The 24,099-nt window shown below is 33.1% G+C and carries 22 protein-coding genes; 9 read left to right on the top strand and 13 right to left on the bottom strand.

What is annotated here, in order from left to right; all coding sequences use genetic code 11:
- The first annotated feature begins 195 nt into the window (after positions 1 to 195).
- Positions 196 to 1,875, top strand: coding sequence for an asparagine synthase B (asnB, locus tag Z054_RS0104860; protein ID WP_024768962.1), 1,680 nt, complete (start codon positions 196 to 198; stop codon positions 1,873 to 1,875).
- A gap of 182 nt (positions 1,876 to 2,057) precedes the next feature.
- Here asnB and Z054_RS0104855 read toward each other — a convergent pair whose 3' ends face one another.
- The gene (locus Z054_RS0104855; RefSeq protein ID WP_024768961.1) at positions 2,058 to 3,074 is read right to left on the bottom strand and encodes a M12 family metallopeptidase; all 1,017 of its coding nucleotides are present in this window, start codon (positions 3,072 to 3,074) and stop codon (positions 2,058 to 2,060) included.
- Between the two features lie 447 nt (positions 3,075 to 3,521).
- Between Z054_RS0104855 and gyrB the strand changes: the two genes are divergently transcribed.
- The 5 genes from gyrB to secDF all read left to right on the top strand — a co-directional run bounded on the left by gyrB (position 3,522) and on the right by secDF (position 11,652).
- Positions 3,522 to 5,462, top strand: coding sequence for a DNA topoisomerase (ATP-hydrolyzing) subunit B (gene gyrB, locus Z054_RS0104850; protein WP_024768960.1), 1,941 nt, complete (start codon positions 3,522 to 3,524; stop codon positions 5,460 to 5,462).
- Between the two features lie 89 nt (positions 5,463 to 5,551).
- Positions 5,552 to 6,553, top strand: coding sequence for a DUF6588 family protein (locus tag Z054_RS0104845; protein ID WP_024768959.1), 1,002 nt, complete (start codon positions 5,552 to 5,554; stop codon positions 6,551 to 6,553).
- An 86-nt stretch (positions 6,554 to 6,639) separates the two neighbouring features.
- The gene (gene mdh / locus Z054_RS0104840) at positions 6,640 to 7,566 is read left to right on the top strand and encodes a malate dehydrogenase (protein ID WP_024768958.1); all 927 of its coding nucleotides are present in this window, start codon (positions 6,640 to 6,642) and stop codon (positions 7,564 to 7,566) included.
- A gap of 248 nt (positions 7,567 to 7,814) precedes the next feature.
- The gene (locus Z054_RS0104835) at positions 7,815 to 8,435 is read left to right on the top strand and encodes a hypothetical protein (protein WP_024768957.1); all 621 of its coding nucleotides are present in this window, start codon (positions 7,815 to 7,817) and stop codon (positions 8,433 to 8,435) included.
- 178 nt (positions 8,436 to 8,613) lie between these two features.
- Complete coding sequence (gene secDF / locus Z054_RS27875) at positions 8,614 to 11,652, top strand: protein translocase subunit SecDF (RefSeq protein ID WP_035090547.1); 3,039 nt, start codon at positions 8,614 to 8,616, stop codon at positions 11,650 to 11,652.
- Positions 11,653 to 11,769: 117 nt separating this feature from the next.
- Here the strand turns inward: secDF and Z054_RS0104825 are convergent, their stop codons facing one another.
- The 11 genes from Z054_RS0104825 to Z054_RS27870 all read right to left on the bottom strand — a co-directional run bounded on the left by Z054_RS0104825 (position 11,770) and on the right by Z054_RS27870 (position 19,243).
- Positions 11,770 to 12,267, bottom strand: coding sequence for a DUF192 domain-containing protein (locus Z054_RS0104825; protein WP_024768956.1), 498 nt, complete (start codon positions 12,265 to 12,267; stop codon positions 11,770 to 11,772).
- A gap of 150 nt (positions 12,268 to 12,417) precedes the next feature.
- Positions 12,418 to 12,702, bottom strand: coding sequence for a hypothetical protein (locus tag Z054_RS0104820; RefSeq protein ID WP_024768955.1), 285 nt, complete (start codon positions 12,700 to 12,702; stop codon positions 12,418 to 12,420).
- Positions 12,703 to 12,718: 16 nt separating this feature from the next.
- Positions 12,719 to 14,074, bottom strand: coding sequence for a cell envelope integrity protein CreD (gene creD / locus Z054_RS0104815; RefSeq protein ID WP_024768954.1), 1,356 nt, complete (start codon positions 14,072 to 14,074; stop codon positions 12,719 to 12,721).
- Between the two features lie 30 nt (positions 14,075 to 14,104).
- On the bottom strand, positions 14,105 to 14,752 hold the full coding sequence (locus Z054_RS0104810; protein ID WP_024768953.1) for a DUF1361 domain-containing protein: 648 nt from the start codon (positions 14,750 to 14,752) through the stop codon (positions 14,105 to 14,107).
- Positions 14,753 to 14,764: 12 nt separating this feature from the next.
- Positions 14,765 to 15,049: a hypothetical protein gene (locus Z054_RS0104805; protein ID WP_024768952.1), complete on the bottom strand. Its 285-nt coding sequence runs from the start codon at positions 15,047 to 15,049 to the stop codon at positions 14,765 to 14,767.
- 10 nt (positions 15,050 to 15,059) lie between these two features.
- A complete protein-coding gene (locus Z054_RS0104800) occupies positions 15,060 to 15,371 on the bottom strand; it encodes a hypothetical protein (RefSeq protein WP_024768951.1) in 312 nt (103 codons plus the stop codon).
- Positions 15,368 to 15,829, bottom strand: coding sequence for a Coq4 family protein (locus tag Z054_RS0104795; protein WP_024768950.1), 462 nt, complete (start codon positions 15,827 to 15,829; stop codon positions 15,368 to 15,370). The genes Z054_RS0104800 and Z054_RS0104795 overlap by 4 nt, the downstream gene beginning before the upstream one ends.
- Positions 15,830 to 15,881: 52 nt before the next feature.
- Entirely contained in the window at positions 15,882 to 16,175 is a 294-nt protein-coding gene (locus Z054_RS0104790; RefSeq protein WP_024768949.1) for a winged helix-turn-helix domain-containing protein, read from the bottom strand.
- A gap of 109 nt (positions 16,176 to 16,284) precedes the next feature.
- On the bottom strand, positions 16,285 to 16,905 hold the full coding sequence (locus Z054_RS0104785; protein WP_024768948.1) for a hypothetical protein: 621 nt from the start codon (positions 16,903 to 16,905) through the stop codon (positions 16,285 to 16,287).
- 201 nt (positions 16,906 to 17,106) lie between these two features.
- Positions 17,107 to 17,646: an ankyrin repeat domain-containing protein gene (locus tag Z054_RS0104780; protein WP_024768947.1), complete on the bottom strand. Its 540-nt coding sequence runs from the start codon at positions 17,644 to 17,646 to the stop codon at positions 17,107 to 17,109.
- A gap of 76 nt (positions 17,647 to 17,722) precedes the next feature.
- Positions 17,723 to 19,243, bottom strand: a complete 1,521-nt coding sequence (locus tag Z054_RS27870; protein WP_035090544.1) for a catalase — start codon at positions 19,241 to 19,243, stop codon at positions 17,723 to 17,725.
- Positions 19,244 to 20,000: 757 nt separating this feature from the next.
- Between Z054_RS27870 and Z054_RS0104770 the strand changes: the two genes are divergently transcribed.
- Entirely contained in the window at positions 20,001 to 20,363 is a 363-nt protein-coding gene (locus Z054_RS0104770) for a DUF1801 domain-containing protein (protein WP_024768946.1), read from the top strand.
- Here the strand turns inward: Z054_RS0104770 and kdsA are convergent.
- Positions 20,350 to 21,168, bottom strand: a complete 819-nt coding sequence (gene kdsA / locus Z054_RS0104765) for a 3-deoxy-8-phosphooctulonate synthase (protein ID WP_024768945.1) — start codon at positions 21,166 to 21,168, stop codon at positions 20,350 to 20,352. The two genes, Z054_RS0104770 and kdsA, sit on opposite strands and share 14 nt — an antisense overlap.
- 346 nt (positions 21,169 to 21,514) lie before the next feature.
- On the opposite strand from kdsA, the gene typA reads away from it, so the two are divergent.
- A complete protein-coding gene (gene typA, locus Z054_RS0104760; protein ID WP_024768944.1) occupies positions 21,515 to 23,314 on the top strand; it encodes a translational GTPase TypA in 1,800 nt (599 codons plus the stop codon).
- Between the two features lie 412 nt (positions 23,315 to 23,726).
- Positions 23,727 to 24,068 (top strand): tRNA-binding protein, encoded by a 342-nt coding sequence (locus Z054_RS0104755; protein ID WP_024768943.1) that lies wholly within the window; start codon positions 23,727 to 23,729, stop codon positions 24,066 to 24,068.
- The last annotated feature ends 31 nt before the right edge of the window (positions 24,069 to 24,099 follow it).

Genomic DNA, 24,099 nt, shown 5'->3' with positions numbered 1-24,099 from the left:
CGAGTCTATAAATTGTGTTAAATGTTTGAGATGACGATTTGATAGTATATATAATATTATATCCTTAATGAAGTTTCTTTTTGTTATATTTTATTGTATTTGTTGTTTCAATATGTAAGTCATATAGTGTTTATTGTTTTTATTTTGTAACTATAAATCAACCTTTGACTTTTCAAATAATAGAAAACGAAGAATATGTGTGGAATTGTTTGTGCTTTTGATATAAAGCAAGATTCAGAGATGTTACGACCTCAATTACTTGAGATGTCAAGAAAAATTAGACATAGAGGCCCGGATTGGAGTGGGATATACTCCAGCAAAAATGCAATACTAGCACATGAAAGATTGGCTATTGTTGATCCAGTTTCTGGTAAACAACCGTTGTTTAGTGCAGATAATAAATTGGTATTAGCCGCTAACGGAGAAATTTATAATCATAGAGAACTTCGTAAACAGTTCGAAGGAACGTATGATTTCCAAACAGAATCTGATTGTGAGATAATTTTAGCACTATATGAGCAAAAAGGCACAGATTTCTTAGATGACCTTAATGGTATTTTTGCTTTTGCATTATATGATGTAGAAAAGGATACGTACTTCATTTCAAGAGATCATATGGGAATTATCCCTCTTTATATGGGATGGGATCAAAATGGTACTTTCTATGTGGCATCTGAGTTAAAAGCTCTAGAAGGAGTTTGTACTAAAATAGAATTGTTTCCTCCAGGACATTATTTATCAAGTGAAGAAGAAACTCTAAAGAGATGGTATGTTAGAGATTGGTCTGATTATGAAACAGTAAAGGAAAATCAAACCAGTATCGATGAACTTAGAGATGCTCTAGAGGCAGCTGTTCATAGACAATTAATGTCTGATGTTCCTTACGGTGTTCTATTGTCAGGCGGATTAGATTCTTCAGTAACTTCTGCTATTGCAAAAAAATATTCAGAAAAACGAATAGAATCCAATGACACCAAAGATGCATGGTGGCCAAAGTTACATTCGTTTTCTGTTGGATTAGAAGGTTCACCGGATTTGAAAGCTGCACAAAAAGTAGCTGATCATATCGGAACTATTCATCACGAAATAAAATTTACCATTCGAGAAGGTCTTGATGCAATAAAAGATGTGATCTATAATCTGGAAACCTATGATATTACTACTATAAGAGCTTCTACACCAATGTATTTGATGGCTAGGGTTATTAAATCTATGGGAGTAAAAATGGTACTATCGGGAGAAGGAGCTGATGAGATTTTTGGTGGATATTTATATTTTCATAAAGCACCAAACGCAAAAGAATTTCATGAAGAAACTGTGCGTAAACTCAATAAATTACATATGTATGATTGTTTACGAGCAAATAAATCGCTTGCAGCATGGGGAATCGAAGGGCGAGTGCCGTTTTTGGATAAAGAGTTTATGGATATTGCAATGCGAATTAACCCAAAAGATAAGATGATCAATGGAGAGAGAATGGAAAAATGGGTTATTCGTAAAGCTTTTGAATCTTATTTGCCAGAAAGTGTAGTCTGGAGACAAAAAGAACAATTTTCTGATGGAGTAGGATATAGTTGGATTGATACATTGAAAGAAGTTGTTGAGATCGAAGTTACAGATGAGCAAATGGCAAATGCACATTTTAGATTCCCAATACAAACTCCTCAAAACAAAGAAGAATTTTACTATCGTACTATTTTCGAAGGGCATTTTCCTAGTGATACAGCAGCATTGAGTGTTCCTCAAGAACCATCGGTAGCATGTAGTACAAAAATTGCTTTAGAATGGGACGAAGCATTTAAAAATATGAATGATCCAAGTGGTAGAGCTATTGCTAATGTACACGAAGAAGCTTACGACGATGTCAATATATGATATGAAAATTACAGTTTATTTTAGCTGAAAGTTGAGTTAATTGAGATGTGAGACCCTGAGAAAATTTCTTGGGGTTTTGTATAATAACTATTAAGGTCAAAATTAAATGCAAAAGAAGGCTACAATTAATTGTAGCCTTCTTTACAAATTCGATTTATTTTTATGAAGGAATGTGCATTAATTTAATTTCCACATTTTCCTGTACTTACCCAGCTATTATTTTGTAAAGTATATAAATAACCACTGTAGGTTACTTGATCTCCTTCAGAATACGATTGTCCAGAAACCCATGGGCTTACACCTGCACAAGGATCACTAGGGTTATCATTAGATGGATATGCTTTGTTGGTTCCTTCGATATCTAAAGCAGATATAGTTTGTTGCGCTCCGGTGTACGTTTGACCATTAAGTAAAGTAATGGTTGGTTTTCCGTTTTTAGAAAAACCGTATGAATAGTACATCATTATAGATTTAATGTCAAATGAGCCAGTTAATAATTGAGCATTTTGATCTTTTCTAAAGTTACCTTCCATACCCGATTGGATATTTTCCCATTTTATAATAACGTAATCATCTCTATCTGATCTTGTTTGCTCATGTACAAAACCAAGAGTGTGTCCTAATTCGTGAACTATTAGACTAACACTAGCATTACGACCTAGTTGCACACTTCCGTTTCTTTGTATTCCAAAAGAAGCCCGACCACATCCCGAACAAACGTTTGTAGATTCATAAATAGTTACATAATCAGATTCATTAGTTCTTTCTTTAAATTTTATATTAGTCTTATCAGACCATCTTTTGAAAGCTGCTGTTAAGTTAGTACGCAAAGTGCTATTTAATGATCCTAATGTATAAACTACAGTGTTGTTTGGCCATTTTTTAGTCGAACCCCACAATGCTAATTTTTGATTACCTTCAATACTCGGAGGTGATTTTGGGTCAAAAATTGGAAGAGGCGTGTCGGATAACATATTGGCAGAAAGGATAATGTCTGAATTATAAAGAAATTCTCCATTTCCTATATCTTCTACGGTAACTAAATTACCTTGAAAGTATTTTTCAATAGTTTTTCCATTCGTAGGTGTTGTGTTTTCATCTACGTTCTCATTGATGTTGTCTTTTTGACAAGAAGTAAAAAATAATACTGTGCATAGTGCTATAGCTTTAAATGCGTTAAATTCTTTTTTGAATTTCATAATCTTTTTTGTTAGATAAGTTTGTGTTAATACTTAATTTGGTTAATAATGAACTTGATTGTTCGATCACCTAAAACAGTGTTTTGTATTTGGTATTATAAAGCAGATGTTAAGATTGATGTAAATTGTATTAAGGAAGCGTTAATATGATGACTGGTTTTTTATATTATAATTTAGAATGAGGTATCGAAAAGAAATTTGTCGATTCTTGTTTGTTTAAAAGAGGTTAGAGTGATTTAATAAATATCAGGCAAAACACAAATTATCTTAAAAATCGATTTAAGGGGTCTTTTATCGTTTTTAAGAGCGTTTTTTGATTTTCTAGTACTATTCTTAATTAATTGTTGATAACTCGTTAAATCCTTCTTGATAAAACTCTTTGATCCTTTTACTCTTTTTTTATCTTTGTTTGTTGTCAAAAAAATAAAATAATTAATTAAGGGATTTATGAGCGAAGAAGCTAATAAGAATAATTACTCCGCCGATAGTATTCAGGCACTCGAAGGAATGGAGCATGTACGTATGCGTCCATCGATGTATATTGGTGATGTTGGATCTCGAGGGTTGCATCATTTGGTGTATGAAGTAGTAGATAACTCAATTGATGAAGCACTGGCAGGGCATTGTGATGCTATACAGGTAACTATTAATGAAGATAATTCTGTTACTACACGAGATAATGGTAGGGGTATTCCTGTAGGTATACATAAAAAGGAAGGTGTTTCTGCTTTAGAGGTTGTAATGACCAAAATAGGTGCAGGAGGAAAATTCGATAAAGATTCTTACAAGGTTTCTGGTGGTCTTCACGGGGTAGGAGTATCTTGTGTGAATGCATTATCAGCTCACTTGCATGCTTTTGTTCATAAAGATGGTAAAGTATGGGAGCAGGAGTATGAAAAAGGTAAACCATTATATCCAGTTAAATCTACAGGAGATACAGATTTTAATGGTACCATAGTTACTTTTAGACCAGACCCCACAATTTTTCAGCAGACTCTGGAATATAATTATGATACTCTGGCAAGTCGTATGCGTGAATTGGCATACCTTAATAAAGGAATAAAAATTACATTAACAGATAAGCGTCATCAGGATGATGAAGGTAATGATGTTACCGAAACTTTCCATTCTGAAGAAGGATTAAAAGAATTTGTTCGATTTCTTGATACAAGTCGTAGTGCTATTATAGCAGATGTGATTTCTATGGAAGGCGAGAAAAATGATATTCCTGTAGAAGTGGCGATGATCTATAATGACTCTTATGCAGAGAATTTACATTCTTATGTGAATAATATTAATACCCATGAAGGAGGAACACATCTTTCAGGTTTTAGAAGAGGTTTAACTGCTACACTTAAAAAGTATGCAGACGCTTCAGGGATGTTAGATAAATTGAAATTTGAGATTGCTGGAGATGATTTCCGTGAAGGATTAACAGCTATTATTTCAGTAAAAGTTCAGGAACCTCAATTTGAAGGGCAGACCAAAACTAAATTAGGAAATAGAGAAGTTACTTCTGCAGTTTCGCAAGCTGTTTCTGAAATGCTGGAGAATTACCTTGAGGAGAATCCGAATGATGCTAAAACTATTGTTCAGAAAGTAATTCTTGCTGCTCAGGCACGTCACGCTGCTAAAAAAGCACGTGAAATGGTGCAACGTAAATCGGTAATGAGTATTGGTGGTTTACCAGGTAAACTTTCTGATTGTTCAGAACAAGATCCTGCATTATGTGAAGTGTTTTTGGTTGAGGGAGATTCTGCAGGTGGAACAGCAAAACAAGGACGTGATCGTATGTTTCAAGCAATTCTTCCACTACGTGGTAAGATATTGAATGTCGAAAAAGCAATGCATCATAAGGTTTTTGAAAATGAAGAAATCAAAAATATCTTTACTGCTCTTGGTGTTACCATTGGAACCGAAGAAGATAGTAAAGCATTAAACCTATCAAAATTACGCTATCATAAAGTGGTAATTATGTGTGATGCCGATGTAGATGGTAGTCATATTTCTACATTGATCCTCACATTCTTTTTCCGTTATATGAAAGAACTGATTGAGGCAGGGCACATTTATATAGCTGCACCACCATTATATTTGGTGAAAAAAGGAGCCAAAAAACAATATGCATGGAATGATGATCAACGAGATTTGATTGTACAAGAATTTGGAGAAAGTTCGAAAATACAACGATATAAAGGTCTTGGAGAGATGAATGCAGAGCAGTTATGGGATACTACTATGAATCCAGAATTTAGAACGATGCGTCAGGTTACCATTGATAATCTTACAGAAGCAGATCGCATATTTTCTATGTTAATGGGAGATGAAGTACCACCACGTAGAGAGTTTATCGAAAAGAACGCTGTGTATGCAAATATTGATGCATAAATAATAGTTTAAAATTATATTTAAGATCCGCTATATAATAGGTATAGCGGATTTTTTTTATATTGCAATGCCCATTAAACCCAAATCTTATGAAAAAATGTACTTTGCTGTTGGCATTACTTCTAGGTCACGCTACGTTTTCGCAAACAGATATCGATCAAATTCTTGAAATAGGAATTGAAAATGCCCAGAGATTTAGTGAAGATTATTTTGCATCTGCAGGAGAGTCTTTAGTAAACGCTATGTCAAATGGTTGGTATAATACAGCAGAAACAAAAAAATTATGGCACTTCGAAGCAGGGATTGTAGGTAACCTTTCTTTTATAAGAGAAGAGAAACAATCTTTTATTCTAAATGTGCAGGATTATACAGATTTAACATTTAGAAACGGGCAAACCAGTCAGACTGTTGCAAATGCATTAGGTGTAAATCAAGAAGAGGTAGTAGTCGTAATAAATCGAGGTCAAGCTACAGAATTAGAAGTTGTTTTGCCAAATGGTATTGGAGATTCTGAAATTAATTCTTTACCAAGCGGATTTATTCAAGGATCAATGGGGTTAATAAAAAGTACAGAAATAAAACTTAGATTTTTACCTAGGATTAAAGCAGTACAAGATGCCGAAATACAGTTATACGGTGTTGCGTTTCAACATGAGTTTACCGATTGGGTTTTTCCACTAAAGAGATGGCCAGTTAGGCTATCTGCTTTGTTAGGATATACCAATGTAAAAGGTTTTTATGATATTAATGCCAGCAGTGGGATAGAAGGCGCTGACCAAGAAGTACGTCTAAATACTAATTCATGGTTAATCACAGGTATTGTATCCACCAAATTACCAGTTTTAAACTTTTATGGGGGTCTGGGGTATTATTTTGGTTCGAGTGATGCAGATTTATTAGGTACTTATCAAATCCAAAATGGACCACTGAATTCACAAACGGTAATAGATCCAATACGTGTGAAAAACAAAACAAAAGGAGTTAAAGCATCAATTGGTGCAAAAGTACAGTTTGGTATTTTTAGAGCTAATTTGGATTATACATTGCAAAACTATAATAACCTTTCTTTAGGACTTAATTTTGGCTGGTAATTAACACTCTATTTGTTAATTAATTCATCAAAGAATTCGTATTTTCGCGAAATAAATAAGTTTAATTACATTCAAAAAAATATACCATGAAAGTTACAGTAGTAGGAGCTGGTGCAGTAGGTGCTAGTTGCGCTGAATACATAGCAATAAAGAATTTTGCTTCAGAAGTAGTCGTGTTAGATATTAAAGAAGGATATGCAGAAGGAAAAGCGATGGATCTGATGCAAACAGCTTCTTTAAATGGGTTTGATACCAAAATCACTGGTACTACAGGAGATTATTCTAAAACTGCAGGAAGTGATATTGCTGTAATTACTTCAGGAATTCCTCGTAAACCAGGAATGACAAGAGAAGAATTGATTGGTATTAATGCAGGTATTGTTAAAACAGTATCTTCAAGTTTAATAGAGCATTCTCCTAATGCTATTATTATTGTGGTTAGTAACCCTATGGATACAATGACCTATTTAGTACATAAAACAACCAACCTTCCTAAAAATAGAATTATTGGTATGGGTGGTGCTTTGGATAGTGCTCGTTTTAAATACAGATTAGCAGAAGCATTAGGTGCTCCTATTTCTGATGTTGATGGGATGGTAATTGGTGGTCATAGTGATAAAGGTATGGTACCATTAACAAGATTGGCTACAAGAAATAGTGTACCTGTTTCAGAATTTATTTCAGAAGAAAGAATAGAACAAGTAGCTGCAGATACTAAAGTTGGTGGAGCTACATTAACCAAATTATTGGGTACATCTGCATGGTATGCTCCGGGAGCAGCAGTATCTGGTTTAGTGCAGGCAATTGCTTGTGATCAAAAGAAAATTTTCCCTTGTTCTACCTTATTAGAAGGAGAATATGGATTAAATGACCTTTGTATTGGTGCGCCAGTTGTATTAGGTAGAAACGGAATCGAAAAGATTGTAGAAATAGAACTTAGCGATGCAGAAAAAGCTAAACTTGCAGAAAGTGCAGAAGGTGTTAAGAAGACAAATGGATTATTAGAATTATAATACATCCTAAATATATTTAGTAAGAGCTGCTTTTTTAGGCAGCTCTTACTGTTTTAATATAGTTATACTGATATACGTTTCACTAATGAATAAAGCCTTTGCTATAGAACAAAATTCGGGTTTTGATGCTATTTTGAATAGCGATAAATACCAAAATTGAAACTCATACGTTTTGATGTTCAAAGATTGCAACAGATATTTATTTAAAGACTTTAGAAATGCAGTTTTAATTTTTTTATATTTGCCGAATGAAGAAGAAATGGTACTTCGGAACTTTAATCAGTGCATTAGCATTACTTGTTGTTATTCAACAACAAACTGTTGTACCTAATCAGGAAATTGTATTAGAGTTTATTAATGATGATGTTACTTCTCTAGAAGCCGAAAATGCGATCACAAGTGTAAAGAAACAATTGCAATCCATTGGAGTTGAACACACCAGAATATCAAAAGGATTAAAAAACGGCAAGCTTAAAATTGCTTATTACAGCGATGCAGATGTAGACTATATAAAAAGAATACTTTCTGAAGCACAAGATGTAGCCCTGGATCATGTTTTTTACGATCAAAATGAAGATGACAACCAGTTTCCTTTAAATAAAAATTCTAAAGACTATAATCTCGATGTTTATGAGATCCAAAAAAGTACAGATTTTGATGCTGACTTTAATGGTAAGTATGTTTTAGAAGTAAAACATGAACGCGATGGCTATTCTGGTTCTAACTCGTATAGTTTTGCTAAAGGAATAGATACCGATTATATAGATAGGCTTATAAAGGTAGCCCAAAAAGTAAATACAAATATTGCAATTGCAATAGATAATACTTCGCATAACATTCCAGAAGTAAGAGCTGGACCAATCTCTTGATTGGAATTCACAGCTTTTAAGAAATTCCTGAAAACTAATCATATTTTAAATAGAGCTTTTGTCAATAGTTTGATGAAGCTTAATCACACAGTATTAAATAATTAAAAATAATTGTCAAACCTTGAGTGTATTATATGATTACTCGTTTTAACAGAGGTTTGACCAAAATAAATAAATAATGCAAAATAAAGGACTTGTTAGGGTATTTGCTATATTATTTGGCTTGGTATGTATTTACCAATTGTCATATACATACATGGCCTACACAAAAGAGGCAGAAGCTGAAATTTATGCACAGCAAAAGTATCCCGAAAGCGTAAAAGACTATTCGAAATTAAGGGAGACCGCAGAGCGTAATTATTTAGATTCTATTGGTAAAGAAGAAATTTTTGCCGGTATTACATATAATGATGCAAAGGATAAAGAACTTAATAAAGGGCTTGACCTTAAAGGTGGGATTAATGTTATTCTACAGATCTCTGTAAAAGATATTTTAAGTGGGTTAGCTAATAAATCTAAAGACCCATCGTTTAATCAAGCTTTGCTTGCTACCGATGAGGTGCAGAAAAATAGCCAAAATAATTATATCGATGATTTCTTTACCGAATTTGAAAAAATTCCGGATGCAAAGTTAGCATCACCAGATATTTTTGCAAACAAAAATCTAAGTGATGATATCACTTATGATATGACCAATGAGCAGGTTAAACCTATCCTGAAACGTAAGATTGACGAGTCTGTAATATCTGCATTCGAAGTATTGCGTAAGCGTATCGATAAGTTTGGAGTTACACAACCTAATATCCAGCGTTTAGGAGAATCTGGTCGTATTTTGGTAGAACTTCCTGGTGCTAAAGATATAGAGAGAGTAAAAAGTTTGGTAACTAGTACAGCTCAATTAGAATTTTGGGATGTATATAAAATGGAAGAAGTCTTTAATCATCTTATTGCTGCCAATAACCTAATTAAAGAAGATCTTGAAGGTGTAGATAAAATAAAGGAAAAAGTTGCTGAAACTAGTGAAACGGTTGTGGATTCTACTCAAGTAGATACTGCAAAAGTTGATTCTACAACAACTGATGCTGATGCAGCTATCGAAAACTTATTAGAAGATGCAGAAGATTCTACGGATATTGAAGCACAGGTAAATCCATTGTTTGACCTAATTGTAGGACAAGGAAGACAAGGTGGGCCTGTAGTAGCTACTGTAGAAAAGAAGAATGCAGACCAGTTTATGGCATATCTTAATGATCCTAAGGTAAAAGCTTTATTACCGGTAGAGCAACGTTTTGTGAAGTTTGCCTGGGGAAAACCTGAAAAAGATTCTGAATTTTTAGATTTATATGCTATAAAAGGAAATAGAGATAATGAGCCAGAACTAAGTGGTGGCGTTATTACAGATGCAAGACAAGAATATAGCCAATTAGGTAAAGTAACGGTTACCATGCAAATGGATGGTAAAGGGGCTAAAAAATGGGAAGAAATGACTGGTCGTGCTTTTAGTCAAAGTAGCCAGATAGCAGTTGTATTAGATGATATAGTATATTCTGCTCCAGGAGTTACAACAGGAGCGATTAGTGGAGGAAGAAGTGAAATCACTGGAGATTTTTCTATAGAAGAAGGTCAGGATTTGGCAAATGTATTAAGAGCAGGTAAATTACCAGCCTCTGCAGATATTATACAAAGTGAAGTAGTAGGGCCATCATTAGGTCAAGAAGCTATTGATAGTGGTGTCATGTCTTTTGCAATAGCATTAGTATTGATTCTGATCTGGATGGTGTTTTACTATGGTAAAGCAGGACTTTTTGCAGATGTGGCCTTGGTGGTTAATATCTTATTTATTTTTGGAGTATTAGCAGGATTAAAAGCGGTATTAACGCTTCCTGGTATTGCAGGTATTGTATTAACGATTGGTATGTCGGTTGATGCAAACGTATTAATATTTGAACGAATTAGAGAAGAACTAGCAAAAGGTAAATCTCAGGTAGATGCTATTAAAGATGGATTTAGTAATGCATTATCATCAATACTTGATGCAAATATAACTACAGGTCTAACAGGACTTATTTTATTAGTTATTGGTACTGGACCAATTAAAGGATTTGCAACTACCTTATTAATAGGTATTTTAACCTCATTGTTTACAGCGATTTTTGTAACCAGATTATTTATAGATGGTTATGGTAAAAATGGTAAAGAGTTGGCTTTTTCTACAGGAGCAACCAAAAACTTATTTAAGAACGTTAATGTTAATTTCTTAAAGAAGCGTAAAATTGCGTATGTCATTTCTGGTATTATTATCGTAGCAGGTATTGGTTCTTTATTTACGAATGGATTGGATCAAGGTGTAGATTTTGTAGGAGGAAGAACGTATACTGTTCGTTTTGCAAAAGATGTTGTTCCTGCTGTAGTAGAGAAAGATCTTGTTGCTGCTTTTGAAAGCGCACAAGCAAAGACCTACGGAACAAATAATCAACTAAAAATTACAACAAAGTATAAAGTTGATGAAACAGGAGAGGAAATAGATACAGAAATTTCAAACAAATTATTTACAGCTTTAAAACCGTATTTAACAGATGGATTAACTTATGATCAATTTGCTAATGGTGGGGATGATAAGCAAGTAGGTATTATGCATTCTATGAAAGTAGGGCCAACAATTGCCGATGATATTAAACAAGCAGCATTTTGGTCTGTATTTGCGTCTCTTATAGTTGTATTCTTATATATCTTATTGCGATTTAGAAGATGGCAGTTTAGTTTAGGTGCGGTTGCGGCAGTATTCCATGATGTATTGATAGTACTAGGGATATTCTCTTTAACCTATAAATTTATGCCATTTAATATGGAAATTGACCAGGCATTCATTGCAGCTATACTTACTGTAATTGGATACTCGTTAAATGATACCGTGGTTGTATTTGATAGAATTAGGGAATTCTTCAACGAGCATACTGGAAGACCATTAGATAAAAACGTTAATGGAGCTTTAAATAGTACGTTAAGTCGTACTTTAAATACATCTTTAACCACATTATTGGTACTGATCGCGATCTTTATATTCGCAGTGCCTTTAAGAGGGTTTATGTTCTCATTAATTATTGGTGTGATTATAGGTACTTATTCGTCACTATTTATCGCAACTCCGGTAATGTATGATACAGTACGTAAAGTTGGTTTAAAGACTAAAGAAAAAGAAACCGAAGAGAAGAAGTAATCTCTTTTGAAATTATAATTATAAAAATCCTTTCTAAGCAATTAGAAAGGATTTTTGTTTATTGTTATTATCAGGTCTCATAGGTTTTAGAAAATCTATGAGGTTTGATTGTTTTTTTTACATCTTGGTGAAAGAAATAGAATCACCAGCTTTAAGATTCCAGGTATCAGTAAGTTTAGCATTAACTTCTAACACATATTGTGCTGGTCCTTCAGATGGTAATGAAGATTCATTAAGAGGTTGTGCGTTTTTTTGGATACTTACTACTTTATTTTTTGCATTTATAAATATGATATCTAAAGGGAACTTTGTGTTTTTCATATAAAACGAATGTGGAGCTTCTTCAGAAAATATAAATAACATACCCCGATCCTTCTGCATAGATTTGCGATACATCAAACCTGTTTCTCTTTCGTAGTCGGAGTCGGCAATTTCGATATCTAGTTTGGTTATTGGATTTGGGATTGAATCTTTTAGATCAAATAAAGAAAGTTCACCTTCTTTGGTAAATGTGACCTCTTTAGTCAGGTTCTGATTGTTTTTAGAATCTGTTTTGCACGAAAACATACTTAATGTAGTACATGCTATGATAGAGATATAAATGGTTTTTTTCATCTGTTTTTTTATAAGAACTAAAAGTAGATAAAAAAGCCGCACTTCAAAAATCTGAAGCACGACTTTTATCAACTAACTAACCAGTGTAATATTGATTTGACCAAACCAATTACCGAAATTAATAGTAACTGTTTGTTGATTTCTTAAGATCTATTCTCGAAATCGTATCCTAATAGGTCGCGACTTTTTGTGATTTTGATATCTTGGGTAAAACCCAAATGTAAACCCTACAGCTTCTGTATAAACAAAACTCTGTAAGAAATGATCATACTTTATTGGAGCGTTTAGTCTTTTTATCACCTTAATCATTCGATAAAGTTTGGTTTTTGAAACCTCTAACCGGGAAGCAAACTCTTCAGGTGTTCCAGTAGCTTGAAGGTGAATAAGTAGATCCATACGTTTTATTATTTCGATGTATTTGATAATAATTTCCATAATGTATAATTCGAGTTTAATCGTTTTTCCAATCAATTTTACGTGATATCATCATTATAGTTCCCAGAATTAGGAATAATCCTATACTTCCTACTAATAATGCATAACTCTCTAATTGAATGATCACAAATATGAACGCATATAGTGCTGCTAAAGAAGCGGCTATAAACCCCATAAATTTGTAGCTTTTAAGTATTGCTTTCGAATACATAGAAATTAGTAAAACTACTGCGCTACCAGCTATAGCATATGCTTGTAAAAAACTTGAATGTTCTGATATAGAAATCAATAATGTATAAAACATGGTTAATGCTAATCCAACCATTAAATATTGAAATGGATGAATATGAATTTTACTAATTGCCTGGATTAAAAAGAATACCAGAAAGGTAAGGGCAATCACAAGGTATCCATACTTGGCAGCGCGTTCACTTTTTTGATATTCATCTACAGGAATCAGTAATTTCACACCAAAGGCAGAAGCGTTAATATGGGGTAATTCTCCAAAAAATTCCTGCTCAAATTCTCTATTGATTTGTAATACTTTCCAGTTGGCTTTAAAACCTTGATCAGAGATCTGTTTGGTCTTAGTATTGGGAAGATAATTACCATTAAAACTTGGTGAGGCCCAATTTGATGTCATGGATACATTGGTCTCACGACCCACAGGGATGAATCGTAATTGTTCACTTCCGTTAATCAGGAGATCTAGGCTAAAATCGATCGTACTCTCTTTTGGTAAAGAGTTTTCTTTTAAAAATTTAGTTTCCAGAGTATTTGTATATGAGTTTTGTGCATATCGAGATCGCAAAGGATACTGGTCTGTTCCTAGTTTTAGTTCCAGATTACTTCGTATACCCTTTAAGTTTGTTGAGTTCACTTGCACAGTAGCTTTATTCCATAAAATATCTGCCGCTGCAATATCCTGCGTTTCAAAATTTGGAGTAGTAAAAGAACCTGTTATTTTCATATCGGCAGTATACACTACAGACTCATAGATACTTCTTCCCAAAGTTTCAGATTCGATATTAGCTTTTATATCTAATGTATTAGGAAAGAAAAAAGCATGTTTTATCGTAATAATATCTTCTTCGTTATACGATTTTGTTTTGTCATCCCAGGTTTTTTTTAGGGTATGTATTTGATAAGGAATTTTAAGAATGGGACCATATAGTAATACTTCATTTCCCCATTTTTGATTGATCTCTTTAACAACTTCTTCTTGTCTATAGGAGCGCTCTCGTATTAAATCTTTAATGTAAGAAAGGGGGATTAATAATACTAAGATTAGTATTCCTACCATTAACATTCGAACGGTAATTGAGGTCTTTAACCATTGACCAAAGGACTTTTTTTGTTTTTGGGTTTCCATAGATATAATATTTATAGTGATTGTATTTTTTTAATTATTTTTTTCTTGATAATATTGAATCATTCGGTATGTGATGATCAAAAAACCACCAAAACCTATCGTAAATGCCCAGGTATTAATATGTTGGGTAGGGAATAGGATTCTTTTTATGATATCTGATAAAATCCCTGATGGATTTTGAAGTATATCCCAACTGTTCCATCTCAATACTCTTCCCAGATATATCCCAAAACCACACAATAGCAGAATACAGTAAGAGATGAGGTTTGTGATTTTTTTAGAAAATTTTTTCTGAAGCAATGTCTGCATCATCCATAAAGAAACAAAGCCGATGATCAAGCCATTGATGGCAAAGGATAGGATAAGTAAAACATCAAACCAAACTGATTGTAAGTTGCTTAATCTAATATGTTGTAAATCGGTTAAGATGTATGGAGAATTAGGTAAAAATACCAGCCATATCATAAAACCTGGCCAGAAAATGAATTGATTTGTTTTGCGTATGCTTAGTAGTATCGTAATAGCATAAGGTATACATGCCAAAAAGAGGTTCCAGACCAGGAATAGATAAAAAAAAGATTCTGTTTTTAAGGCTCTGATTACCAATAATAGTAAACTAAATGTTACTGAAAACGTAAATAGTTTTATGAATGGCATTTGTTTTTCTATAATATTCATAATAATTAGTATTTATACGATTTGGATATATAAAAGTGTAATAGGGATGTTAAGTAAAAAGAGTAGAATTGTGATTAGATTCTCTTTGGTGTCTTTTGAAAAGAAAAATGCATTGATAATTAGAAATGCCAAAAAAATTACATTAACAAGGAAAGCAATTCTAACATAATTAATTCCTATATATAGAAGGGTGCTCCATTTAAAGAATATATAAAGTAGCAATAGAGAGGTTCCGATAAGAAAACTAACTAAGGCCAAAGTGATAGCAATTTTATTGATAGGGTGTTCTATTTTCATAATGATGAGATTAAAAAAATGTTAGAAAAGGGTTGTTGGCAACAATGATGATATATCCAATAGTAATTGGGATATTAAGAATAACCAATATGATTGTTGTTAGATTCTCTTTGTAGTACTGATAGTTGATAATGGCATTAGTAATGAGTCCTACAAAGACGATTACATTAAGAACTGATGCTATGATGACGTAAAAAAGACCTATGTCTAAAACTATGCTAGATTGAGAAATTAGAAAAAACAGTAATAGTAAAGTTCCCAAAAGAAAGCTTATGGTTGCTACGATAAGAGCGCTCTTGTTAATAGGTTGTATGATTTTCATAATGATGAGATTAAAAATGTGGTTTTTAAGGTTTGTACAGGTTGATGTAAAAGCTTTTTGTAATCCAGTTGGTGAAAAGGATAAGCAGCTTTGCCTTTTCGATATGCTTTTTTAAAAAGCTTGATTTTGTCTGGGTAAAGTAGGGTGCCTATAAAAATGACAGAGATTAGATATATGCTGCGTTTACCATTGCCTAAAAGATAGTATTGCATGGCTACTTCTTCTGGGACAGAGATACCTGTGCTGGTTAAGACATGAAACACATCATGGTTTTCTAATTTTGGTTGTGGACTAAAATCATGTTGTAGCAAAAAGCAGCCTAAATGAAACCCAAGGCTCTCTTTGGGATACGTAATAAGTGTTTTTGCCGAAATATCCCAGGAAGGTTGTTTTTTAAACCATTTCTGATACGGTTTTTTACTTAATTCATAAATTGTTTCTAATATATATGCTCTCATTGCGATGTTAAAAGTACTTTGAAATTCAAAGTAAAATGATAAAAAAATATAGCTATTGTTTTAGTAATTTTTCAATAGCTTCTACATGTTTTTTAAAGGCTTCTCGACCTTTTTTGGTTACACTGTACCTTGTGTTAGGTTTTCTGCCAATAAATGATTTCTCTACCATAATATATTCGTCTTTTTCTAAAGCTTTGGTATGACTTGCCAGATTGCCATCGGTAGCTCCCAGAAGCTCTTTTAGCATTTTAAAATCAGCATATTCGTTTACAATCAAAATCGACATAATTCCTAATCGAATTCGATGATCAAAAGCTTTGTTTATATTGTTAATTATATTTTTCATTCTTTATTCCCATAAGGGAAGAGACTTTTCAAATTTTATATTCAGGCTTATTTGATAATACTCAGGTATAGATCAAAACTAATGTATCGTATCAGATTTAATATTTTGTCTATGCAGATTTCGAATTTGAATTCTCATTAAAGTATATCAAGCTTCCATATATAATGTGCATTACACCAAATCCAAGCACCCAAAACCAAAAACCATATCCTGGGTAGAGCGCACAGACCAAACCTAATACAATTTCTATATATCCCAAATATTTTACGTTACCAATGGTATATTTTGAGGCATTCACCAGAGCAAGACCATAAAAAATAAGCATTAACGAACCAGTAAGACCATAGTGGTGACTGGATATTTTTATAATAATGTATATACCTCCTGTGATTAAAGGGATTAAAAAAGCAGTGAGCAACCTTTTTGAAGCACTATTCCATAAGGTTTCATTATTTTTTTTGGCTTTTCTAACGCTTAAAATAATAGCAGTTACAATACTAAGTAATGCTATGATGACTAAATCTATCAGGATATAATAAAAAAGCTTACTGTTTAGAATTAGATACCCTCTACCGATAATACTGTCTAAATAAAAAGCAACAGCAGCACCAATAAGTGCATAGATACCGGCCATTATTCCTGATAAACCACTAAGCGAGAAAAAACGGGATGATTTGTTCATCATATCTTTGATCTCGGTGATGTCTTTTAAGTATTCTTCTGTGCTCATATTAAAAAGTACTTTGAAATACAAAGTAAAATCAAAATATTGAATTGTGCAAGTTTTCGAATGAATTAAGTTCTTTAAGATATTCTGAAGCTACTAAAATAACCACCAATAAACTATAATACTTAATAAGGATAGGAGGTGTGGATGTATAAAAAAAGAACCCAATAGACCAGGTTCTTTTTCTTTTAACACAAGGATAATTTATTTTAATATACTCGCGAGTTTTGTATTGGCTTGCTTAATGGCTACATCATAAGGGGTGTCTCCAAAACTATTTTTTATAGTTTTATTTGCTCTTGCTTCTATAAGGAGGTCCGCTATATCTTTATTACCAAAAGTCGCAGCAAAATGAAGGGCAGTGGCTCCGTTATAATTTTGCTGATCTATTTTTACATCATTCTTTATTAATGTTCTTGCAATTTCTATGTGTCCTTGAAAAGCAACCCCCATTAATGCGGTATTTCCTGATTTATCTGAAAGATTAATATTAATCTTTTGAGAAATTAGATAATTCACTATTTCTAACTGATTATTATATGTTGCAAGTATTAATAATGAATACCCTTTTGAATTTTGGTAACTTAATAAGTCGTTGTTTCTTTTTACAGCCTCTTTTAATACATCTAGTTTTCCTTCACGTATAACTTGTTCTAAAGCTGTAAAGTCTTGGCTTTTTACAATATTAGGAGTAATAAGGAGTAAAAAGAGTATACTAAAAATTATATTTATGTTTGTTGTCATTGCGGAAGAATTATGAGATAAAAACCTTTAAGGAAATAAAACTATATTTCTTTAAAGGCCATTATATTGTTGCTATTTATTTAAAATCTTTAGCAGAAAAGCCAAGTGCTTTAGCTACTCTCATACCATAATCTTTGTCGGCTCGATAAAAATGAGTAATCATTTTCTTTTGAATATCTTTACTTTTTACCTGACCTAAATCTCCAGCTAGGTTCGAAATCAAATGTTCTTTCTCTATATCGGTTAAGGAACGGTAGAATTCTCCTGCTTGCCCATAGTTATTTGTTTTCTCTATTGGAGCTTGCACAATTATAGTTTTTTCAGAAGAGCTGTAGGATGCATTTCTGTATTTGTTATCTTCAGAAACAGCTACATGATTACTAGGTTCGTAATTTATGTCTGGATTAGGAAAACTACTATTTCTAGAACTATTCCAGCTATCAGAATTATAATTAACTACTTTGTTTTTTGGTTGGTTAACTTTAATCTGCTGAAAATTCCCACCAAGTCTATGGCGTTGAGTGTCAAAATATGAAAATAATCGTCCTTGCAGCATTTTGTCTTCAGAAGGTTCGACACCGGGAATTAGGTTACCAGGAGCCATTGCTATTGATTCTACTTCTTCAAAAAAGTTAACAGGGTTTCTGTTTAATGTCATAGTCCCTATTTTTACCAAAGGGAATTTTTCTTCTGACCAGTGTTTCGTATCATCTAGAGGCCAAAAATCAAAACTGTTTAAATTTTCTGGTTTGATGAATTGTACAAATAAATCCCATTGAGGGAATTTTTTTGCCTCAATATCCTTTCGTAAACTTTCGGTAGCATGACCAATATTTTTGGCTTGAATCGCAGAGGCTTCTGCAGGGGTTAGGTTTTGTACTCCTTGTTTGGTTTTCCATGTATATTTAAGGTAAACCACTTTTCCTTTTTTATTAACCCATTTATAACCATGAACACTACTTCCATCCATATACTGGTAACCTTTAGGAATTCCTAAATCAGTAAATAATCGTGTAACCATATGAGTTGCCTCTGGAGAAAGACTCCAAAAATCAAAATATCGATTTGGATCCTGTTTATTTGTTACAGGAGAAGGTTTTACGGTATGAATGAAATCAGGAAACTTTATCGCATCTCTAATAAAAAATATAGGAAGATGGTTTCCTACAATATCATAATTACCTTGTTCTGTATAAAACTTAACTGCAAACCCTCTTGGATCTCTTGCTGTTTCTGCAGATCCTTTACCGTGTGCTACTGTAGAGAATCTAACCGCGACTTCTGTTTTTTTTCCTGCTTTTTGAAAAGGAACAGCCATGGTGTGTTCAGACATATCGGCAGAAGCTTCAAAATATCCAAAAGCCCCTGTACCTCTTGCATGTACAACACGTTCTGGAATACGTTCTCTGTCAAAAGCAGCAAGTTTTTCTATTAAGTGAATGTCTTGTAGTAAGACTGGGCCACTTGCGCCCATAGTTTGCGAATTTTGGTTGTCTCCAACCGGAGCTCCAAAATTTGTTGTCATCTTTTGAGAAAAACCAATCAAAGAGAAGCCTAATCCCAAAAACAGTGCTAAAGTTTTCTTTTGTGTGATCATAAAATGGATTTTTAAAACATATTAAAGTTGAAAACAAAAATAGTTTGAAAACAAAACCAATAGCTTCTATTTTGGTATTGAAAAATTATAAAAGTATAGCTAAAATCTATTGATATTTATAAATTAATAAATTTAGATTATTGACAATAAATTTTGAAGGATATCTTAGCAGAATTAATGTAAAAACCTAAAGTTGCTTATGGATCTTATGGTAAAGAATATGTTTCTAATAGATGATAGATATAAAGGAAATAAAAACCTATACTCGATAGAATCCAATTTGTAAGAATCACTAGAACTCTATACATGGTTTGAGACCTTGTTGTTCTCTAACCGCAAGGCCAACTGCAGACCAAATAGTGTAATCATTTATTCCTTTTTCGAGACTTAGTGATAATGCAGATTCTATGACTTTTCTTTCTAATCCTTTAGAAACGGTTGTTTGTCTTATGATGATTTATACATAACATGGCATACATATCTTTTGAATGAAAAGATAGGTTTTGTTAAGTTTTATGGAACTTCGGCAGAGGTTTTTTATAAAGATTTTTCATAAATAAATGTAGATTATTGTATTATTGGGGTCGTTTAAATACAGTTAGGTTGATGTTTTTTTATTAAATTCTTTTCGTAAGTATTGTTTTTTATTTTGTAACCTATAGGAGACTTGCTCCGAGGTTGTTTATTGATATTTTAGGACTTAAAAATTCGTAAATGTGAATTTAATAGTATTTTAACTTCAAAATATGTTTGATTTATGAATCCAGCAGAAGAATATATTTTAAGACAATCAGAACCTTTTAAATCTATATTACTTCATCTACAGGTGGTGGTTGAAACGACATTACCAAAGGTTGAGTTGTTGTTTAAATGGAGAGTTCCTTTTTATTACGTGGGCAAAAGTCCGATCTGTTATCTTAATGTAACCAAAGGCTATGTAGATGTAGGATTTTGGAGCGCGCAGTATTTTACCAAACACCAGGAAAAACTAGAATCTGATAAAAGAAAATATGTGAAATCTCTTCGATACCAAAACATAGAGGATATCGATGATCAGGTACTTATAGAAGTCCTTAATGAGGCTTATGTTTTTAGAAATGAAAAATTTATAACTGATTAACCGTTTGTCTAATGGCAACCAAATTGCTCAATAGCTTTTCTAGGTGATCAAGATGTAACATATTGGCACCATCACTCTTGGCATTAGCAGGATCAAAGTGTGTCTCCATAAATAAACCGTCTACTCCAGTCACTATTCCTGCACGCGCGATAGTTTCTATCATGTCAGGTCTTCCTCCGGTTACACCACTAGATTGATTAGGTTGTTGTAATGAATGTGTTACATCAAGTACAGTAGTACCATATTGTTTCATCGTTGGGATTCCTCTAAAATCAACAATCATATCCTGGTAACCGAACATAGTTCCACGATCCGTGATCATTGCATTATTATTGCCACTATCTTTTACCTTTTTTACAGCATGTTGCATAGCTTCAGGACTCATAAATTGTCCTTTCTTTAGGTTAACTGTTTTTCCTGTTTTTGCAGCAGCCACTACAAGATCTGTTTGGCGTACCAAAAAAGCCGGGATTTGTAAAATATCTACATACTCGGCTGCAAGTGCTGCATCCTCATTTTCATGAATATCAGTAACCGTTGGAATTTCAAAAGTTTCTCCAACTTTACGTAAAATCTTTAATGCTTTCTCATTACCAATCCCTATAAAGCTATCAATACGACTACGGTTAGCCTTTTTAAATGACCCTTTAAAAACATAAGGAATTTTAAGTTTAGAAGTAATAGTAACTACTTTTTCTGCAATACGCAATGCCATCTCTTCTCCTTCAATAGCACAGGGGCCAGCCAGAAGAAAAAAGTTATTTGCATCAAGATTTTTTAAGTTTTTTATTTCAGAAAGATCCATATGTTTTTTTTAAGAAGGCAAAGATAAGTCTTTTAGGATTTGAAGGAAAGAATTATTAGTAAAAGTGATAACGACAAGAAGTCTGATTAAAAAACAAATCATTCATAAAAAAAATGTTTAGCAAAAATCACTTATCGTTATTTTTTAATTTATACTTATTATTAGAGTTGAATGACACAATATTCATCATCTTTAATTTACTTCTAACTGCTTAAAATATAGAATTTAAAGGAGTTTCATGGATCAGCTTTATGAAATCAATTACCGAGCTTTTCTAATAATTAAATTTTCGCATACAACCTGTCAAAATATCTCGTACCTTTGCAGCCTTAAAAATGAGGCGTTTATGACAGCTATAAAAAATATTGCGATAATTGCTCACGTAGATCACGGTAAGACTACGTTGGTAGATAAGATTATGTACCATTGTCAATTATTTCGTGAAAATGAAAACACAGGTGATTTAATTTTGGACAATAATGACCTGGAGCGCGAAAGAGGAATTACCATTACCTCAAAAAACGTTTCGGTTATCTATAAAGAAACCAAAATTAATATTATTGATACTCCTGGTCACGCCGATTTTGGAGGAGAGGTAGAGCGTGTATTGAATATGGCAGATGGAGTATTACTTTTGGTAGATGCTTTTGAAGGGCCTATGCCACAAACTCGTTTTGTGTTGCAAAAAGCAATTGACCTTGGGTTAAAACCTTGTGTTGTGGTTAATAAAGTAGATAAAGAAAACTGTACACCAGATGAGGTTCATGAAAAAGTATTTGACCTGATGTTCGAACTTGGTGCAGAAGAATGGCAATTAGACTTTCCTACAGTATATGGTTCTGCTAAGAATAACTGGATGAGTGATGACTGGAAAAACGAAACAGATAATATAGAGCCACTGCTTGATATGGTAATTGAGCATATTCCTGCTCCAAAAATTGAAGAAGGTACTCCTCAAATGTTGATCACATCGTTAGATTTCTCATCATTTACAGGACGTATCGCTATTGGACGTTTACAAAGAGGAACCTTGACCGAAGGAATGCAGGTTTCTTTGGTAAAACGAGATGGAACGATAAAAAAATCTAAAATAAAAGAACTTCACACTTTTGAAGGCCTTGGAAGAATGAAGGTAGAAAAAGTAGAAGCTGGTGATATTTGTGCACTGGTAGGACTCGAAGGTTTTGAAATTGGAGATACTGTAGCAGATATAGAGAACCCTGAAGGGTTAAAGACTATCGCTATCGATGAACCTACCATGAGTATGTTGTTTACAATTAATGATTCTCCTTTCTTTGGAAAAGACGGAAAATTTGTAACATCCAGACATATTAAAGAAAGATTAGCAAAAGAACTGGAGAAAAATTTAGCGCTTAGAGTTAATGATACAGATAGTGCAGATAAGTTTTTGGTATTCGGACGAGGTGTACTGCATTTATCGGTATTGATTGAAACCATGCGTCGTGAAGGATATGAATTGCAGATTGGACAACCACAAGTAATCATTAAAGAAATAGATGGTACTAAATGTGAACCAATTGAAGAATTAACTATTGATTTACCTGAAAATGTATCAGGAAAAGCTGTAGAAATGGTAACTATGCGTAAAGGAGAAATGCTTAGTATGGAAGCCAAAGGAGATCGTATGGTATGTGAATTTATGATACCATCTAGAGGAATTATTGGTTTGCGTAATCAATTATTGACAGCAACTGCAGGTGAGGCAATTATGGCGCACCGCTTTAAAGAATATCAGCCACTTAAAGGAGATATTCCTGGACGTATTAATGGTTCATTAGTTTCTATGGAAAAAGGTTCGGCAATACCATATTCTATTGATAAGTTACAAGATAGAGGGAAATTCTTTGTAGATCCGGGAGAAGATATTTATGAAGGACAGGTGATTGGAGAAAATTCTAGAGGTGATGATATGACTGTTAATATCACCAAAACGAAGAAATTATCAAATGTACGTTCTTCGGGAGCAGATGATAAAGCTAAGATTGTACCTGCGATCAAGTTTTCATTAGAAGAAGCTTTAGAATATATCCAAAAAGATGAATACGTAGAAGTTACCCCTAACTTTTTAAGATTGCGTAAAATCTACTTAACAGAAGTTGAACGTAAACGAAATAAAATCGTTTAAACTCTTTTATAGGTAGACATATAAAAATAAAAAACCCCCGAGTTAACTCGGGGGTTTTTTATTACAGTAAGTTTAAACTATAACTGGTGTTAAAAATAAAATCCCGAGTTAACTCGGGATTTATCGTCGATATTTTGGGGTATGCATTGGGGTATTTGGGGCTAATTCTATATTTTGGGGCGAATTATCGTATACAATATTTTACTTGTGTGGTACAAATGTAAGAATAATTCCTGTAACTAAGCTTGTAAAAAACAATAAAATATCGGTAAAATACAATTAACAACGGTCAAATACGTAAAAAACATTGTTTCAATACGGTTTTTACTGCTCTTTTGAAAGATCAATACTTAAAGTGTTATTTTTTAAAAGAACTTCAATACTTTTAAGAAATAATTTGAAATAAAAAATAATGGATCGAGATTTAGAATGGAAAGAATTTATGAATGTGGATATGCGAGTGGGGACCATAATAAATGTAGAAATCTTTAAAGAAGCACGAAATCCAGCATATAAAATGATTGTTGATTTTGGAGAACTGGGAGAGCGAAAAACTTCTGCACAGATTACGCAACTCTACCAGCAACCCGAAGAACTCATAGGAAAACAAGTTATAGCTGTAGTCAATTTTCCGCCAAAACAAATCGCTAATATAATGAGTGAATGTTTAGTTTTAGGTGCAGTAGGAGAAGATAAAGAAGTAACTTTATTAAGTCCTGATTTAAAGGTTAAAAATGGATTGCGAGTAGGGTAGTCACTCTAGCTAAAGTAAATGTATGCTTCTT

The organism is Aquimarina macrocephali JAMB N27 (genome assembly GCF_000520995.1).
Classification (GTDB): Bacteria; Bacteroidota; Bacteroidia; order Flavobacteriales; family Flavobacteriaceae; genus Aquimarina; species Aquimarina macrocephali.
Note: the sequence above shows the minus strand (reverse complement) of the source record. Positions and strands in the feature narration are given on the sequence as shown.